The organism is Leptothermofonsia sp. ETS-13, assembly GCF_049200465.1.
GTDB lineage: Bacteria > Cyanobacteriota > Cyanobacteriia > Leptolyngbyales > Leptolyngbyaceae > Leptothermofonsia.
The window spans coordinates 4,643,305-4,658,216 of sequence record NZ_CP120836.1 but is presented as its reverse complement, the minus strand read 5'-3'; the positions used below and the strand labels follow the sequence as shown (position 1 = coordinate 4,658,216).

The 14,912-nt window shown below is 49.5% G+C and carries 15 protein-coding genes and 1 riboswitch; of the genes, 6 read left to right on the top strand and 9 right to left on the bottom strand.

The window, feature by feature from the left end:
* The first annotated feature begins 74 nt into the window (after positions 1-74).
* Positions 75-193, top strand: a riboswitch (Glutamine riboswitch).
* Between the two features lie 33 nt (positions 194-226).
* Complete coding sequence (locus P4D80_RS21210; protein ID WP_421656013.1) at positions 227-658, top strand: DUF4278 domain-containing protein; 432 nt, start codon at positions 227-229, stop codon at positions 656-658.
* Between the two features lie 276 nt (positions 659-934).
* On the opposite strand, the gene P4D80_RS21205 is transcribed toward P4D80_RS21210, so the two are convergent.
* Positions 935-1,363 carry a DUF1036 domain-containing protein gene (locus P4D80_RS21205; RefSeq protein ID WP_421656012.1) on the bottom strand — a complete coding sequence of 143 codons (429 nt, stop codon included), beginning with the start codon at positions 1,361-1,363 and terminating at the stop codon, positions 935-937.
* 436 nt (positions 1,364-1,799) lie between these two features.
* Here P4D80_RS21205 and P4D80_RS21200 point away from each other — a divergent pair, with 436 nt between their 5' ends.
* Positions 1,800-2,681 (top strand): tRNA (5-methylaminomethyl-2-thiouridine)(34)-methyltransferase MnmD, encoded by an 882-nt coding sequence (locus tag P4D80_RS21200; RefSeq protein WP_421656011.1) that lies wholly within the window; start codon positions 1,800-1,802, stop codon positions 2,679-2,681.
* A 175-nt stretch (positions 2,682-2,856) separates the two neighbouring features.
* Here the strand turns inward: P4D80_RS21200 and purB are convergent, their stop codons facing one another.
* The 5 genes from purB to P4D80_RS21175 all read right to left on the bottom strand — a co-directional run bounded on the left by purB (position 2,857) and on the right by P4D80_RS21175 (position 6,340).
* The gene (gene purB / locus P4D80_RS21195) at positions 2,857-4,152 is read right to left on the bottom strand and encodes an adenylosuccinate lyase (RefSeq protein WP_421656010.1); all 1,296 of its coding nucleotides are present in this window, start codon (positions 4,150-4,152) and stop codon (positions 2,857-2,859) included.
* A 217-nt stretch (positions 4,153-4,369) separates the two neighbouring features.
* Positions 4,370-4,774, bottom strand: coding sequence for an HNH endonuclease signature motif containing protein (locus P4D80_RS21190; protein WP_421656009.1), 405 nt, complete (start codon positions 4,772-4,774; stop codon positions 4,370-4,372).
* Positions 4,775-4,822: 48 nt separating this feature from the next.
* The gene (locus P4D80_RS21185; RefSeq protein ID WP_421656008.1) at positions 4,823-5,161 is read right to left on the bottom strand and encodes a hypothetical protein; all 339 of its coding nucleotides are present in this window, start codon (positions 5,159-5,161) and stop codon (positions 4,823-4,825) included.
* Positions 5,162-5,181: 20 nt separating this feature from the next.
* Positions 5,182-5,586, bottom strand: coding sequence for a hypothetical protein (locus P4D80_RS21180; RefSeq protein WP_421656007.1), 405 nt, complete (start codon positions 5,584-5,586; stop codon positions 5,182-5,184).
* Positions 5,587-5,650: 64 nt separating this feature from the next.
* On the bottom strand, positions 5,651-6,340 hold the full coding sequence (locus tag P4D80_RS21175) for an IS1 family transposase (protein WP_421656006.1): 690 nt from the start codon (positions 6,338-6,340) through the stop codon (positions 5,651-5,653).
* A gap of 363 nt (positions 6,341-6,703) precedes the next feature.
* Between P4D80_RS21175 and P4D80_RS21170 the strand changes: the two genes are divergently transcribed.
* On the top strand, positions 6,704-7,285 hold the full coding sequence (locus P4D80_RS21170) for a Uma2 family endonuclease (RefSeq protein WP_421656005.1): 582 nt from the start codon (positions 6,704-6,706) through the stop codon (positions 7,283-7,285).
* Between the two features lie 469 nt (positions 7,286-7,754).
* Here the strand turns inward: P4D80_RS21170 and P4D80_RS21165 are convergent, their stop codons facing one another.
* From P4D80_RS21165 to P4D80_RS21155, 3 genes are all read right to left on the bottom strand, one after another.
* Entirely contained in the window at positions 7,755-8,108 is a 354-nt protein-coding gene (locus P4D80_RS21165; protein WP_421656004.1) for an antibiotic biosynthesis monooxygenase, read from the bottom strand.
* Between the two features lie 75 nt (positions 8,109-8,183).
* Positions 8,184-9,620, bottom strand: coding sequence for an alpha/beta fold hydrolase (locus tag P4D80_RS21160; RefSeq protein ID WP_421656003.1), 1,437 nt, complete (start codon positions 9,618-9,620; stop codon positions 8,184-8,186).
* A 41-nt stretch (positions 9,621-9,661) separates the two neighbouring features.
* Positions 9,662-11,188 carry a YifB family Mg chelatase-like AAA ATPase gene (locus P4D80_RS21155; RefSeq protein ID WP_421656002.1) on the bottom strand — a complete coding sequence of 509 codons (1,527 nt, stop codon included), beginning with the start codon at positions 11,186-11,188 and terminating at the stop codon, positions 9,662-9,664.
* A 222-nt stretch (positions 11,189-11,410) separates the two neighbouring features.
* On the opposite strand from P4D80_RS21155, the gene P4D80_RS21150 reads away from it, so the two are divergent.
* From P4D80_RS21150 to ispG, 3 genes are all read left to right on the top strand, one after another.
* Complete coding sequence (locus P4D80_RS21150; protein ID WP_421656001.1) at positions 11,411-12,760, top strand: TIR domain-containing protein; 1,350 nt, start codon at positions 11,411-11,413, stop codon at positions 12,758-12,760.
* A gap of 272 nt (positions 12,761-13,032) precedes the next feature.
* The gene (locus P4D80_RS21145; RefSeq protein ID WP_421656000.1) at positions 13,033-13,311 is read left to right on the top strand and encodes an RNA recognition motif domain-containing protein; all 279 of its coding nucleotides are present in this window, start codon (positions 13,033-13,035) and stop codon (positions 13,309-13,311) included.
* Between the two features lie 200 nt (positions 13,312-13,511).
* A complete protein-coding gene (gene ispG / locus P4D80_RS21140) occupies positions 13,512-14,747 on the top strand; it encodes a (E)-4-hydroxy-3-methylbut-2-enyl-diphosphate synthase (RefSeq protein WP_421659577.1) in 1,236 nt (411 codons plus the stop codon).
* The last annotated feature ends 165 nt before the right edge of the window (positions 14,748-14,912 follow it).

The following is a 14,912-nucleotide window of genomic DNA, read 5'->3' as shown; positions in this document are numbered from 1 at the left end:
CCCGCTCAAGAAAAATGAACTTTTGTAAAGATTGACAATTTGAGCAAAAACTGTAAAAATAAATACAGAAATAAATCGTTCATCTTCTCACCTGTCTGGATCATATATTTTTCTGGACCATATATTTTAATGTCTAGCCCGGGCAGATCTGAAGGGAAGACGGAAGTAGGGAGTCATCCCGAAGGAACGCGCCTCAAATCGCAACGGATTACTTAGGAGGCGAACCATGAAACTTACTTACCGAGGTGTTAGCTACGAATCAACTCAAAAGCCAGCATCTATTCCCGCTGTTGATCTCAGATATCGTGGTGCCAATTATCGGCTGAAGCAGGTGGCAAAAAATGAAAATCTGAATGCCATCCTCAAATATCGTGGAGCTGCCTACACTCTGGAACCCACTGTTCAAACGGCAACTGTACCCTCCGCCGCTGTCCCCGCTGTTTCTGCAGTTTCCCATCTTTCGATTGAAGAGCAAGCTCGTTTCCTGACCCTGAACCATCACCGGGCAGTTAAAAATCGGCAGCAGTCGATGCTAAGACGTTCCGCTGCTGAAGCTGGGCTGTCGGCTCACATCGCCAATTATTGGAACCATATTCAGGGCAAAGTTCATCCCAGTTTCTGGATGAGCTATGACCGTAGCCACACAGCTCTCAGCTAGGTCAATCATCTGTTTATCGAGCGCTCATCATTCAACTCATCCAATTTTAATTAATCCAAAGGGCATCTGTTTCAGGTGCCCTTTTATCTTTGGGTGAGGAGAGAGGAGAGAGGGGAAGGGGGGTTGTCAAATTTTTTGTGGTAATTCTAGAAAGGGGTTGAGGGAATCAGTAGAAAGGGGGTTGAGGGAATCAGGGTTTTGAGGAGTGAGAGCACCATTTCTAGAACACTCTCCTGATTCCCAATCCCCAATCCCTGACTCCTATCCCCTTACCCCCTATTCCAAATTCAATCTGAAGTTAGTTGCATCTCTGCCAGTGTCAAGTTCACGGAAGTTTTCCCAGCGGGAGTTGGCTCCTTTGCACTGGCGATCGGCATTGACGAAGGCAAACTTGCGGTTGGAGACACAGAATCGGTGTTCGCCTTTCCAGGAGTAGGCACTGTCTGCCCAGGCGTAGTAATAGTAGTAACGGTTGGTGAGGTTACCTTCCAGCATGGTGCTACATTCACCTTCTTTCAGGCTGAGCCATCCCTGGCTATTCCAACCATTCTTGCCATTTGGATAGGCGATCGCTACCTGCACGGTGCCTTCATCACTTCGGTTGCAAATTTCCAGCTTTGTCTTAGCCGAGGTGGCAAAGGAAAAACTGGTGATGATACCGGCTGCGATCGCCGTTAGAGCAATCAATCCCAGGTATTTACCCATCGGTCACTTCCAGTCAACTGTCTCAACTTCCCTTCAGGCAGGCGATCGTCGTTAAATTGAACTGATTAGGACTGTCGGCAATCACCCACCTGACGAGAGCTTGCATTGTCATCCAGTTTTAGTCTGCTGGAACCATGTTTTAGCAACTTTTTACCTACTTTAGTGATCTTTCTTGAAATTTGAACGGAGTGCAGGTTTTTCCCCCTTGTTCACAAACTATTTGTGAACGCTATAGAGACAATGAACTTCCCTATTCCTTCCTCGTCCCTTTCCCCTTTTGGCTTCAGTTATTAGAGATGCGTGAGGTGTTGACTGGATCAGCACTTCATGTCTAGTCTGGGTTCTGAGCTTTGAGTTTTGACGTAGCTTTGGCTGTTGACTTCTTCCTTCTTTCTTCCTTTCTTCTTTCTTCTTCCCTATCCTGGTCCCCTGCTTTATGTCTGCTGAACCCTGGATACCTCAGCTAACAGAGGATGGTTCTTTCACATTCTTCTCAAAGGAGTTTGGGGAGGCGTTTCATAGTCGCTATGGAGCAAGGCAGGAAGCGTTTTTCAAATTTGCCAGAGTAACCGATCTGGTGGAGCGATCGCGTCAGGGCTATATCTGTTTGTTAGATGTCTGCTATGGATTGGGCTACAATACAGCGGCAGCTCTGGAGACGATTTGGGCCACCAATCCCTATTGCCAGGTCGAGGTCTATGGGTTGGAGTTAGACGAAACAGTCCCACGGGCCGCGATCTCTCCCCCCCTGATTGAGTCCTGGTCGCCAGAGGTGCAATCGATTTTACAGGCGATCGCCCTGGAGCATCACTGCACAACGCCTCAGTTGACCGCAACCTTATTGATTGGAGATGCTCGCCAAACTGTCCAGATGCTCGCTACCAGGCACTTTCAAGCGGATGCCATCTTTTTTGATCCCTTTTCACCCCGGCGGTGCCCCCAACTGTGGACAGTGGAGTTTTTTGCCCAGATTGCCCGTTGTCTCAAGGCAGATGGAAAACTAGCCACCTATTCTCGCTCTGCCTCGGTGCGATCAGCTTTGTTAGAAGCTGGTCTGCAGATTGGCACCATTCCTCTGGAGAATACCCACTTACCTCATGAGTGGTCCCAGGGAACGGTTGCCGCCTTTCATGGGCGATCGCTCCCTTCACTCTCTTTGATGGAACAGGAACACTTGCAGACCCGTGCCGCGATCCCCTACCGGGACCCGCTCCTATCAGACTCCGCCGAAACTATCCGGCAACGACACCATCAGGAACAACAGTATTCCCAGCGGGAATCGACTTCAAGCTGGCGCAGACGTTGGGGAATTCGGTGAAGGATGGTTAAAGAATCGGGAGCCGGGAGTAGGTGAATGAATGGAGGGGCGGATAGGGTTTGAATTTTGAATTCTGAGTTTTGAGTCAGCTCTTTCTTTCTTCTTCTTTCTTTCTAGCTTTCAGTTCCCAGCCCCTGACTCCTGACTCCTGGCCTCTGAATCCTGACTCCCTAGTTCAAATCCCCAGCCGTTGATAAATCTGGTCCAGGTTCTTCAAATGGTGTTGGGGATCAAAACAGGCGGCCAGTTCTTCTGAGGAAAGGTGTTTGGTCACTCGCGGGTCCTGAGCCAGTAACTGCTGGAAGTTGCCATCAGTTTTGTTCCAGGCAGCATGGGCGTTTGACTGAACAATCGCATACGCTTCTTCCCGGCTCAACCCTTTGTCTACCAGAGCCAGTAGCACCCGCTGGCTGAACACGACCCCGCCATAAATGTTCATGTTGCGGATCATATTTTCCGGGTAAACCAGCAGGTTTCGTACCAGATCGGTAATTTCAACCAGCATAAAGTGGGTGAGAATGCAGGCATCGGGAAAGGCAACCCGCTCTACGGAACTGTGGGAAATGTCTCGTTCATGCCAGAGGGCAACGTTCTCCAGTCCGGCAACGGCATAGCCCCGCACCAGCCGCGCCATGCCAGTCAACCGTTCCGAACGAATGGGATTCCGTTTGTGGGGCATGGCAGAAGACCCTTTTTGCCCCTTGGAAAAGTATTCTTCCACTTCCAAAACGTCCGTTCGCTGGAGATTACGGATTTCAACCGCAAACCGCTCGATGGAGGCGGCCAGGAGTGCCAGGGCGTTGAGAAAGTCCGCATGGCGATCGCGTGAAATTACCTGAGTTGAAGCCGTATCGGGTTCCAGTCCTAATTTCTGGCAGGTAAGCGCTTCAATTTGCGGATCAATGTTGGCGTAGGTCCCCACGGCTCCTGAAATCTTGCCGACAGCGATTGCCCGCTTCTGATAGCAGAGGCGATCGCGATGGCGCAGCACTTCCGCCAGCCAGCCAGCCAGCTTAAAGCCAAAGGTAATGGGTTCGGCATGAATTCCGTGCGATCGGCCAATCATCACCGTATTGCGATGCTGCTGCGCCTGATAGCGAATGGCCTGAATCAACGCCTCCAGTTGCGTCATGATCACGTCCAGACTGGCAACGAGTTGTAGTGCCAGAGCCGTATCCAGCATGTCAGAACTGGTCATCCCCAGGTGGATGTAGCGCCCAGCCTCACCGACAGACTCATTCACATTCGTCAGGAAGGCAATCACATCATGCTTGACTTCTTGCTCAATCTCCAGCACGCGCTGGGGGTCAAACTTTGCCTTTGCTTTGATTTCCTCAACCGCTTCAGCCGGAATGTAACCCAGTTCTGCCTGAGCCTCGCAAACCGCAATCTCTACTTGCAGCCAGGTTTTCAGTTTGTAAGCCTCAGTCCAAATTTCGCCCATTTCGGGCAGGGTATAACGCTCTATCAAGGGTTCGTCGCACAGAATACAACCGCCCTATTTTACTGTTTCTCGCGTAACTCTTACCATGCCCTGGATTTATACTATTACTTCTGAAATAAAATACTTCTAAATAAAAAGCTACTTCCAAGAAGTGCTTCCATATGCGCCGCAGCGATCTGAAGGAACTGTTTTCTCAGGTGTCGCTGGGAGCCCCCGTCAGAGTTGTGCAATAAACTTGCCAACATCAGAGTCTGGATTCTGAAAGAAGCTGGTCTAATTTCCTGTCGCCGTACAAAAGCTTCAGAGCATAATCTAGTGATTGTCGATGCAACTTGGGCAGCGATTCTCGCCAGTCAGAAAACTCTGTTGACCCTTTAGCATTGTTGCAGTCATAGCACATGACAAGAAGGTTTTCCGTGTCAATCGCTTTATGAAGATACCAACGCTTTGACAAAAGATGATCTAGCGTTGCTTTTTCTACAGAGAGCGTATCACTACAGACCGGGCATACGTAGTCCAGTCTCTCCAACTGTTGCCGAACAAAACTTAAACCCTTCTCAGAAAACCTCCATGTTTCGTATTCCTCTACAACATCTTCGTAAACCTGATTCACAACCTTATGGGCTTTAAGCTCTATCCCTTTCAACATGTCGGCTTTTTTCCCAGCCGACGCAAATTTTCAGTTGACACTGGGAAATCACCTGTAAACGAATTCTGCAATATTGTTTTTTGGAGTCTGATAGTTTTTTGGAGTCTGATGAGATTGATAAGGTTCATCAGTCACCGAGTGAATTACTGCCTTAATATTACTTTCCAGTTGTTTAAGCCGTTTTGCTTTTTGAGCCAGTTGGTCTAGGAGACTACTGCTAGACGATATAAAACTACTAATCCAGTCATATAATTTGATGACACAATTCCATCCAGCATTTTTGAGCTTTAATCGTTTCCGTTGTTTATCTAGAGCATGGGTTAGATGCTCTTTATTCCATTTTTGAAGTTGGCGGTAGCTCATACCTTGATAGGTTCGTGCTGTCATATGTTCCCTCTTGAATCTATCTACCGCAAGGCATTTAGAATGATACGAATTCCTTGATAAATTTCGCTTGTCTCAAACCTCAGTAGATCGCGCAATAATTCGCGGGCAAGCCTTTTGTAATCCTCTAACTGTCTCTCGACATAACTTAATTTTTTTCGAGTATCAATAAGCTTGTTCCCTAACTGATAGTTGTTCAGTCCCAATTGAGAGTTATTCTTAGCTTTGGCATTTCGCTCTTCGATAATAGCGCGGATAGCCACACTTAGTGGACTTTGGCTCTCAAGAGCATCGACTAAAGCTTGTAGTTCATCACGAGCCAATTGTTGAGAAACCGAGTAGCGAATCTGATAGCACTCGGCTAGTAGCCTACGCAACTCTGTCCTTGTACGCAACTCTGTCTTTGTTTTTTGTTTTTCAGCTACCATCACTAATCTTCAGTAAATGTTATTTAATGTTACAGGATAGGGGCGTTGCTGAAACTGTAATGATTTAAGCTGGCAAAGGAACTGTCCAATCCTTCAAGGAGTGAAGCAGCAAACGAAGGGAACATTTCAGCATTGCGACAGACTTAGAGTAGCACAAGGTCTTGCGGTGCAACCGTGCCAAGTAGTGCCGCAGACGAATGTTCTCCCCCTCCACGCGAGTCATGTAGGTTTTGCTCACAATCTGGTCGCCCTCTTCGATGAACATCGGGTAGACTTTCCATCCATCGGTGATATAGAAGAAGCATTGCCAGCATTTGACCATTGACCACAGCCACTTGAATGTTTCCGCACTGCGGTCACCAATCACCCACGCCAAGATTCCGGCTCTCTTATGATTAACCGCTGTCCAAATCCATAGCTTGTTGCGCGTATTGCCTATAAAGGTTTGCAGTTCGTCCAAATCGGTGTTCTCTGGAATCTCCTCTACTTCTGGCGCATCCCGCAATTGGTGTCCTGCCGCCCGAATCCAACGCAGAATCGTCGTGTGATGGATTTCGGTGACCCGTTCGATGCCTCGCAGTCCCATGCCGTTGAGGTACATCTTGATGCACAATTGCTTCACCTCATTCGAATAGCGCCAAGGATAGTAAGTTGCAAGAAATTGCCGACCACACTGCTTGCACTTGTAGCATTGTCTGCCTCGACGATGCCCGTTCTTTGCCGTTTCAGTTGAATTACATTGAGGACATTTCATCCTTCTATAATGCCGAACTGTGCATTACCCTTGCAGCAACGCCCAGGATAGGTAGAGCAGAAAGTCTATAAACAGTACTGAATCAAAGATAATAACCAGCACCTAGCTCTATAAGTATCGAAGCTTTCAGTGATTCGCAAAATTTTATTTCAGTGGCATTCGATAGACATATATACGTATCCAAATTAACCGATGTTCTACCTGGGATGTAAAGTCAAAATTGCATCTTTATATACTTTATGCAGGCAAACTTTCCTCAACTGAACCAACATATGCTCAGGAATATCCAGAGTTTCCCAACTGGTGACAGAACCATCTTTCTACAATAGAGTAGAAAATTACCAAACTTATCTAAAACACTCCATGAATGCTCCGGTCATTATTCCGCCCACTCTCAGATTTGACGAAGAAGAATTCACGCGACTCGTTGCTGCCAACCCTGACCTGCGTATGGAGCTGACGGCTGAAGGAGAACTGATTGTAATGGCACCAACGGGTAGCGAAGGCGGTAGCTACAACGCTGAACTCACCACTGATATTGTTTCCTGGAACCGTCGAACTCGATTGGGGGTTGTCTTTGATTCTTCAACGGGTTTCAAGTTACCCAATGGGGCGATTCGCTCTCCCGATACAGCCTGGATTGCTCAATCACGATGGGATGCACTAACACCTCAACAGCGCAAGGGCTATGCTCCAATCTGTCCGGACTTTGTGCTGGAGCTAGTCTCTGAAAGTGATGATGTGGAAGGCGTTCGAGAAAAAATGCAGGAGTACATTGAAAATGGTTGCCGTCTGGGATGGATGATTGCCCCCAAAACTCGACAGGTAGAAGTTTACCGACCGGAAAGAACTGTTGAAGTGTTGCAGTTCCCAACTTCACTTTCAGGTGAGGAGGTGTTACCTGGGTTTGTTCTCAACCTCGAAACTGTTTTCAGTGAAATCTGATATTTTGTATTGAAAATTCCCTCCGTCTAAGAAGCCAGAAACCAGAAGTTGGAAGAGAAAAGGAGTGAATGAGTGATGGAGTATGGGAAGTGGTGGGGTGGAAAATTTTGCGTATTGAATTTTCACCTCCCACCTCCCACCTCTTTAACGACTAACAATTAACAACTGGTCTTTACCCCATCACCCTATCACGCCTCCACTCATCCACCTCCTCACCCTGTTGCCCGTTACCTGTAGGCTATTGCTAGCCTTTCGTCCGGCGGACGTGGTCCATGATTTGTCTTTTTCGTTCTGGAGAAAGGTTCGAAGTTGGGCGTTTATTGAATTCACCCAAACTGCGAACAAGATGTTCCATGACTCGTTTTTTGCGCTCGTCTTCAAATGCCATAGTCTGACTGAGTTTCGGTAAGGGTTACACTCCCTATTGTTACAAAACTTTATTGTTGTTTGCTAGATGCCTTCGAGCCAATTACAAAACTTTTTCAAGGGTTTCTAGCTGAGATTCCGGGGGCTTGAGTTCGGAGACCACTTCGTAGACAAAGACATCTGGGCTGTGGGCAAAGAGCGGAGCCATCTTTTTAAGGATTGCCTGATAAGTCTCGCTTTCGTTATCGGCCATGTCTTCTACGCTTTCCCAAAAAATGACTGAAATTCCTTTGTCACTGCCGGGGTCACGGAGCAGGTAAGCGCCTTTAAATCCGTGGGTGTAGGTGGCAACAGCCTGTTCATAGAGAGACTGGGCTTCGCAAAATTTGCCGAGTTTGAACTCTCCAACAGCCACATGGGCATACTGGCGTTTTAGAAAATCTTGAAACTCGCTCATAGGGATCTCCTGGTGCGATGATGCGGTTGCTGATCACTATATCGCCAGCCAGGAGCTACTCAAGAGGCCGGAGTGTTAAGGATTTCCGTAACTTTGGAGGGCTGACTGCTTCACCCACTCAGCAATGTCTGTAATGACTACGGCATCCACATGGTTAGCAACCTGATATTCCTGTGGGGTGGCTTTCCCTTCCCCTGGCATAAACAGGTGATTCAGGTTGGAATAGGTTTTGAATGTCACGTTTTTGCGGTCAGACAGGGCTTTTTGCCAGCCGCGAAAATCATCCAGCGTCACCTGATAGTCCCGTTCCCCTTGCAGAATTAGTATGGGGCGCTTGAGTTCTTTGGCGACTTCGGTTTGTTTGTAGTCTTTTAAGTCCAGCCAGTAGGCGGGTGGAACGCCCAGTAGCAGTTCGGTATCGGGTTCTTTCCGCAAGTCCCGGTCTTTGATGCGTTCGGCCTGCTGTTTGAAGGTTGCGATCGCCTGCTTTTCCCGTGGCGTGATCTGATCGTCCAATTTCGCCAGGTATTCTGATTGAGCGATATACAGATCCTCAAACGGGCGCGTGTTGCCTGCCAGAATGATGATGCCTGCCAGGGAAGGTTCTTGCTGGGCAATGCGGGGAGCCAGCATCCCTCCCAAACTGTGCCCCAGCAGAAAAATCTGGTCTGGATTAATGGAGGGGGTTTGCTGCAGAAGGGCGATCGCGGCGATCGCGTCATCCGTGACTTCTTCCTTCACCGTGAACTTACCTGAAAACTGACCGGGATGGACCCGTGTTCGTTTGTCATAGCGCAACACGGCCACTCCCTGAGAGGCCAATCCCCAGGCCAGATCGCGAAATGGCTTGTTGGGGCCAATGGTTTCATCGCGATCGTGGGGTCCCGACCCCTGCACCAGCACAACGGCTGGAAACGGTCCCTCTCCTCTAGGCAAGGTCAGTATTCCAGGAACCGCAGAAGGGGCGGAACCAATCGTGACAGCCTTCTCTTGAAAAGCCTCACGATTTACATAACTGGGCGGCTTGTAGGTGTCAGTGGCCTGGGAGGGGGAGACGATGAAGAGACCAGCGACTTTCTTGTTACTGTTGTACACTACGCGAATGTCCAGCCTGGCTTTTTCAAATTCGCAGTTCACCACTACCACATCGTATTGATCTTCTTTTGAGGTTTTACTGCCTATCTGACGTTTGAAGGGTCCCGCTTCCTCCAGCACATCTGCCCAGGTTGCTTTCAGTTTCTCAGACGGCAGGGCTTTCTGCATGGTGGGATCAAAGCTTTTGGTGACTTCCCCAAACTTTCCCTGAGCCAGCAAGTTCACCAGTTTAGCCGCAGCAGACTTCAAGTCCTCAACCGCTTTCTGGCGCTGAGTTTCCGTGCGCATTTTTTGCAGAAGCTCCTGCGTGACCCGGCGATTGGCACTGGCGCTATCGGCAACGCTGAGCAGGGCGATCGCCCCGATTCCCACCAACAGTGTCAACCCAAGCCAGTGTGTGATTTTCGCCCAACCCATCACCTATTCCTCCCACTGCAACTTACGAGAAGAACCGTTCACTACTGCATTCTGTCGATTGTACGATACTGAATCGCTTCGGCGACGTGGTGGGTTTGCAGGTTCTCATCGCCAGTCAGGTCAGCAATGGTGCGGGCAACTTTGAGGATGCGATCGCTCGCCCGCACCGACAACCCTAACTTACGAATGGCACCCTCCAACAAATTGCGACTGCTATCGTCTAACCGGCACCATTGCCGTAGATGGGGGCTTTTCATTTCGGCATTGCAGCGCAGGGCCGTTCCTTTGAAGCGATCGCGGGCTCGTTCTCTGGCAAGCTGCACCCGCTCCCGCACTGTTGCCGAGTCTTCGCCCGTTGGCTGTTGAGTAATTTCCTCCGGCTTCAGACGGTTCACCCCCACCTGCAAATCAATCCGATCCATGAGCGGACCCGATAACCTCGCCCAATATTGCTCCCTGGCTCTGGGTGAACAGGTACAGGGCTGAACCGTATCCCCGAAATAGCCGCAGGGACAGGGATTGGTACTGGCAACCAGCGTAAACTGAGCCGGAAACACAACCGACTGGCGAGTACGCGAAATGGTAACATAGCCGTCTTCCAGAGGTTGGCGTAAAAACTCTAAAACATCCCGCTTAAATTCTGTTAACTCGTCAAGAAAAAGTATCCCTCGGTGAGCCAGGGAAATCTCTCCCGGTCTGGGAAAGCTGCCTCCTCCTACCAACGAAGGACCCGAAGCGGAATGGTGCGGAGCTCGAAATGGGCGGGTTGCGACCAGAGTGCCCTTGTCTTTGAGTAACCCGGCAACGGAGTGAATTTGAGTTACCTCCAGGGCTTCCTCAAAGGTCAGGGGTGGCAAAATCGAGGGCAATCTGCGAGCAAGCATGGTTTTGCCGCTCCCTGGAGGCCCGACGAAAATAAGGTTGTGCCCACCTGCTGCGGCAATTTCCAGAGCGCGGCGGGCGTGAGCTTGGCCTTTGACATCGCACAGGTCGGGACCTGAAAAGCGTGTTTTTTCCAGTTCTTCCAGTCCGTTGACCTGAGCTGAAACATAGTTTTCGGAAGCGCTGAGGAACTCGCCCACCTCAGACAGGTGCTTGAAGCCGAATACTTTCAGCCCTTTCACAACTGCGGCTTCGCGGACATTATCAGCGGGGACGACCAGCCCTGAGATGCCGAGGCGTTTGGCGGCAGCAGCGATCGCCAGCACCCCTGCCACTGGACGCAGTCCCCCATCCAGCGAAACTTCACCCAGAAACAGGTATTCGTCCAGTAAATCAACATTCACCTGTTCCGATGCGGCCAGAATTCCCACACTGATAGGCAGATCAAAGCTGGGGCCTTCTTTCCGCAAATCGGCTGGAGTCAGGTTGACCACAATTCTCCGCATGGGAAAGGCAAAGCCTGCATTTTTCAATGCCGTTCTGACCCGTTCCCTAGATTCCTGCACTGCCGTATCCGGCAAACCCACTACCACAATTCCGGGGAGTCCTCCTGCTACATCGACTTCTACCCCAACTTTCACCGCGTCAATGCCGACGAGGGATGCACTCCAAACTCTGGCAAGCATGATGCCTCTCAAGAATCACCGCTTACTGAAGAGTGCCCCATAACCTGAAAAGTTAGAACAGGGCAACTTTTTGACGCTGTTCAAAGAATCTTCTAACGTTAAGGACAGGGAGCGCCCAAATCATAATGATTTTTGAGTTGTTAATGACGGCGGCCAGTGCCGCTCATCATGACCTTGTTAGGTCCATCAGGACAGGTGTATGAGCTTGGAGGATTCAGCATCATGCCAGCCGCTATTTCCACTAACAATTCATCCGCAAAAATGGTCTCTGAGGTTCGCCCCAATGATGTTTTTATCTCTTACTCCCGTCGAGACAAAGAATTTGTCCAGCAGTTGGATAGCGCCTTTAGAAAGCTGAATCGCGATCCCTGGGTTGACTGGAATGATATTCAGCCATCCGAGGATTGGTGGCAAGCTATTGAAGCTGGCATTGAAGCAGCTGAAACCTTTGTTTTTGTGATGAGCCCCGATTCAGTGATTTCTCAGGTCTGCCGTCAGGAGGTGGAACACGCTGTCAACCACAACAAACGTTTGCTACCTGTTGTACGGCGAGAAGGATTTGCGATTCAGGATGTGCATCCATCTCTCAGTCGCCATAATTGGCTATTTTTTCGGGAGACCGATGATTTCAATCAGGCATTTCAGCTTCTCATCAAGGCTCTTGATACGGATTTGGGGCATGTGCGGGCTCATACACGCTTGCTGGTGCGGGCGATCGAATGGGATAAGAAAGACCGCAATGACAGTTTTTTATTGCGAGGCACCGATCTCGAAGAAGCGGAAGATTGGCTAAACCAAAGCGCAGGTGAGCAACCCGAACCCACCCAGCTCCAGAAAGAGTACATTGCTGGCAGCCGCAAAGCCGAAACTGCTCGTCAAAAGGCTGAAATAAGACAACAGCGAATGTTCATCACTGGGATTGGGGTGTTTACCTTGCTTTCGGTAGGGGCTGCTGTTGCAGCTTTTATTCAGTGGCAGGCAGCAGACAGATTATCAAACGAAAATAAAATACTGGCCGAAAAAAATATGCTGTTGCTCAACCTGCCCAATGCCTATGAAGCGATTCTGGAGGATCAGGTAAATTTTCTCAGATCCAAAATTAGGGAGGCGGCCAGGGCAGGGCGATCGGCCAGGGCTTTACAGTCGGAAATTTATCGTTCTGAATCCATCAGCCCTGTCCGGTATGCGGAACTGAAAAAAGCCGCCCGAAATTTGATGAATGAATGGCTTCAGGCAAAGCAAGAGATTTTTGCTCCGCCCTTTAATACCCGACGACTTGAGGAGTTGACCACAGGCGCACGGCTAGAAAGAGCAAGATTGGCTGTACATTGGCTGCAACTTAACAATGCTTACTTCAAGTATGGAGAGTCCAAAATTTCTGATTTTAGAATTGTCAGCGTCAATGGGGATCAGATAGTTTGTGAAGCTGAGGAAACAGAGGCTGTAACCTACTACACTAATTCCAAACAGAGCCCGACGGATCAGGGAGGAACCCGGCGCACTCGCTACATTATGGAAAAAGAGGATGGTCGCTGGAAAATTTCGGATTCCCAAACGATCAATAACGATTAGAGCTTGATGAGAGGCAGAGGCCAAGAAGGGAAAGGAATGGCTGAGGGGGAGGGTGGATAAGTGAAAACAGATCTCACATTGCTCAGGTATCCGATTTTTCAGAATCAAACGGGTTGAGTGTGCTATGTCCTGATCGGTGGGCTTCGTAGCATTGGCCAGGTGAGTTTGGAAAGGTTGCAGGCAAACCAAGATTTACCAGCAGTTTTCCCCAATTCCCATCCCCTGGCTCCCTGCTCTTGCTACAGCCCCAGCTCCTCACAGATCACTTCCCCATGACTATCTATATTGGAAACCTCTCCTACCGGGCAACAGAAGACGACCTCAAAGAAGTTTTTGCTGAATACGGTGCGGTCAAACGGGTTGCTCTTCCCACCGATCGCGAAACCGGGCGGATGCGCGGCTTTGCTTTCGTTGAACTTGAAGAAGAAACCCATGAAGATGTGGCGATCGCTGAACTTGACGGTGCTGAGTGGATGGGTCGTCAACTAAAAGTCAATAAAGCAAAACCGAAAGAAGATGGTCGCGCCGTTGTCAAACGGGCCAGCGCGTAAAAGCACTGCGGTAGAAGACTTTGAATGCCCAGAACCCTGAAAACTATAGCAGGTGCCTATGGGGTTCATTAATATTTGCTGGGAATTTTCCCTGGGCTTAACCGCAAAAAGGGAATCATCTATGGCAATCTGTAAAGACAGAGATCCTATTGAAAAATTGGATTTTTCTATCATTGCTGTCGTCAGCCATTAAAAACGGTATGCAAACCCTGCCCAATCCTGTTGCTTCTACGACCTCCCCTGATCTTTCCAGGTATTTCTCCACAGAGCCCACTATTCAGCGACGCAAAACCCGTCCCGTTAAGGTTGGAGCTGTAACCATTGGGGGAGGACATCCTGTCGTTGTCCAGTCCATGATCAACGAAGATACGCTGGATATTGAAGGCTCGGTTGCAGCCATTCGCCGATTGCATGAGATTGGTTGCGAAATTGTCCGGGTGACGGTACCCAGCATGGCTCATGCCTATGCCCTGGCAGAGATTAAACAGAAACTTTACGACATCTACCAGCCCGTACCCCTGGTCGCGGATGTGCATCACAATGGCATGAAAATTGCCCTGGAAGTGGCAAAGCACGTTGATAAGGTTCGGATTAATCCCGGTTTGTATGTGTTTGAAAAGCCAAAGAGCGATCGCACCGAATACACCCAGGCTGAATTTGATGAAATTGGCGAAAGAATCCGGGAAACGCTTGCGCCTCTGGTGATTTCCCTGCGGGATCAGGGCAAAGCAATGCGGATTGGGGTTAACCACGGTTCCTTAGCCGAACGGATGCTGTTCACCTACGGCGACACCCCAGAAGGCATGGTGGAGTCTGCTCTGGAATTTATTCGCATCTGTGAGTCGCTGGATTTCCGCAACCTAGTGATTTCCCTCAAAGCCTCCCGCGCTCCTGTGATGCTGGCAGCTTACCGTCTGATGGTGCTGCGCATGGATGAACTGGGCATGGACTATCCACTGCACCTGGGAGTCACCGAAGCCGGAGATGGGGAATACGGACGCATCAAATCCACGGCGGGAATTGCTTCTCTCCTGGCTGAAGGGATTGGTGATACGATTCGGGTTTCCCTGACCGAGGCACCGGAGAAGGAAATTCCGGTTTGCTACAGTATTTTGCAAGCCCTGGGTCTGCGGAAGACGATGGTAGAATACGTTGCCTGCCCCTCTTGTGGACGAACGTTGTTTAACCTGGAGGAAGTGCTGCACAAGGTGCGGGAAGCCACCAAACATCTGACAGGTCTGGATATTGCTGTTATGGGCTGTATTGTCAATGGCCCCGGCGAGATGGCGGATGCAGACTACGGCTACGTGGGTAAGCAGGCAGGTTATATTTCGCTCTATCGGGGGCGGGAAGAGATTAAAAAAGTCCCTGAAAATAGAGGGGTTGAGGAATTGATCAACCTGATTAAGGCAGACGGGCGTTGGGTAGATCCCTAATGCAGGCTAGTAAAAATCCCTCTCAAGTTGTGAGATCGAAACCTCCAGCTAAGGTCTCTCCCCCGCACTCCATCCTAATCATAATGATTACCGCTACACCTCTTGAAGGCTATCCACTGTATTTGCTCAAGCTGCCTTTTGTTTGTTAAGAGTTGTGGCTTAGGA

What these genes read in the sequence shown, in the direction of transcription:
- ispG (WP_421659577.1), top strand. Translation starts at nt 13,512, where the DNA reads ATGCAAACCCTGCCCAATCCTGTTGCTTCTACGACCTCCCCTGATCTT.
- P4D80_RS21150 (WP_421656001.1), top strand. Translation starts at nt 11,411, where the DNA reads ATGCCAGCCGCTATTTCCACTAACAATTCATCCGCAAAAATGGTCTCT.
- P4D80_RS21205 (WP_421656012.1), bottom strand. Translation starts at nt 1,363, where the DNA reads ATGGGTAAATACCTGGGATTGATTGCTCTAACGGCGATCGCAGCCGGT.
- P4D80_RS21190 (WP_421656009.1), bottom strand. Translation starts at nt 4,774, where the DNA reads ATGTTGAAAGGGATAGAGCTTAAAGCCCATAAGGTTGTGAATCAGGTT.
- P4D80_RS21155 (WP_421656002.1), bottom strand. Translation starts at nt 11,188, where the DNA reads ATGCTTGCCAGAGTTTGGAGTGCATCCCTCGTCGGCATTGACGCGGTG.
- P4D80_RS21145 (WP_421656000.1), top strand. Translation starts at nt 13,033, where the DNA reads ATGACTATCTATATTGGAAACCTCTCCTACCGGGCAACAGAAGACGAC.
- P4D80_RS21160 (WP_421656003.1), bottom strand. Translation starts at nt 9,620, where the DNA reads ATGGGTTGGGCGAAAATCACACACTGGCTTGGGTTGACACTGTTGGTG.
- P4D80_RS21175 (WP_421656006.1), bottom strand. Translation starts at nt 6,340, where the DNA reads ATGAAATGTCCTCAATGTAATTCAACTGAAACGGCAAAGAACGGGCAT.
- P4D80_RS21180 (WP_421656007.1), bottom strand. Translation starts at nt 5,586, where the DNA reads ATGGTAGCTGAAAAACAAAAAACAAAGACAGAGTTGCGTACAAGGACA.
- P4D80_RS21165 (WP_421656004.1), bottom strand. Translation starts at nt 8,108, where the DNA reads ATGAGCGAGTTTCAAGATTTTCTAAAACGCCAGTATGCCCATGTGGCT.
- P4D80_RS21170 (WP_421656005.1), top strand. Translation starts at nt 6,704, where the DNA reads ATGAATGCTCCGGTCATTATTCCGCCCACTCTCAGATTTGACGAAGAA.
- P4D80_RS21200 (WP_421656011.1), top strand. Translation starts at nt 1,800, where the DNA reads ATGTCTGCTGAACCCTGGATACCTCAGCTAACAGAGGATGGTTCTTTC.
- P4D80_RS21210 (WP_421656013.1), top strand. Translation starts at nt 227, where the DNA reads ATGAAACTTACTTACCGAGGTGTTAGCTACGAATCAACTCAAAAGCCA.
- P4D80_RS21185 (WP_421656008.1), bottom strand. Translation starts at nt 5,161, where the DNA reads ATGACAGCACGAACCTATCAAGGTATGAGCTACCGCCAACTTCAAAAA.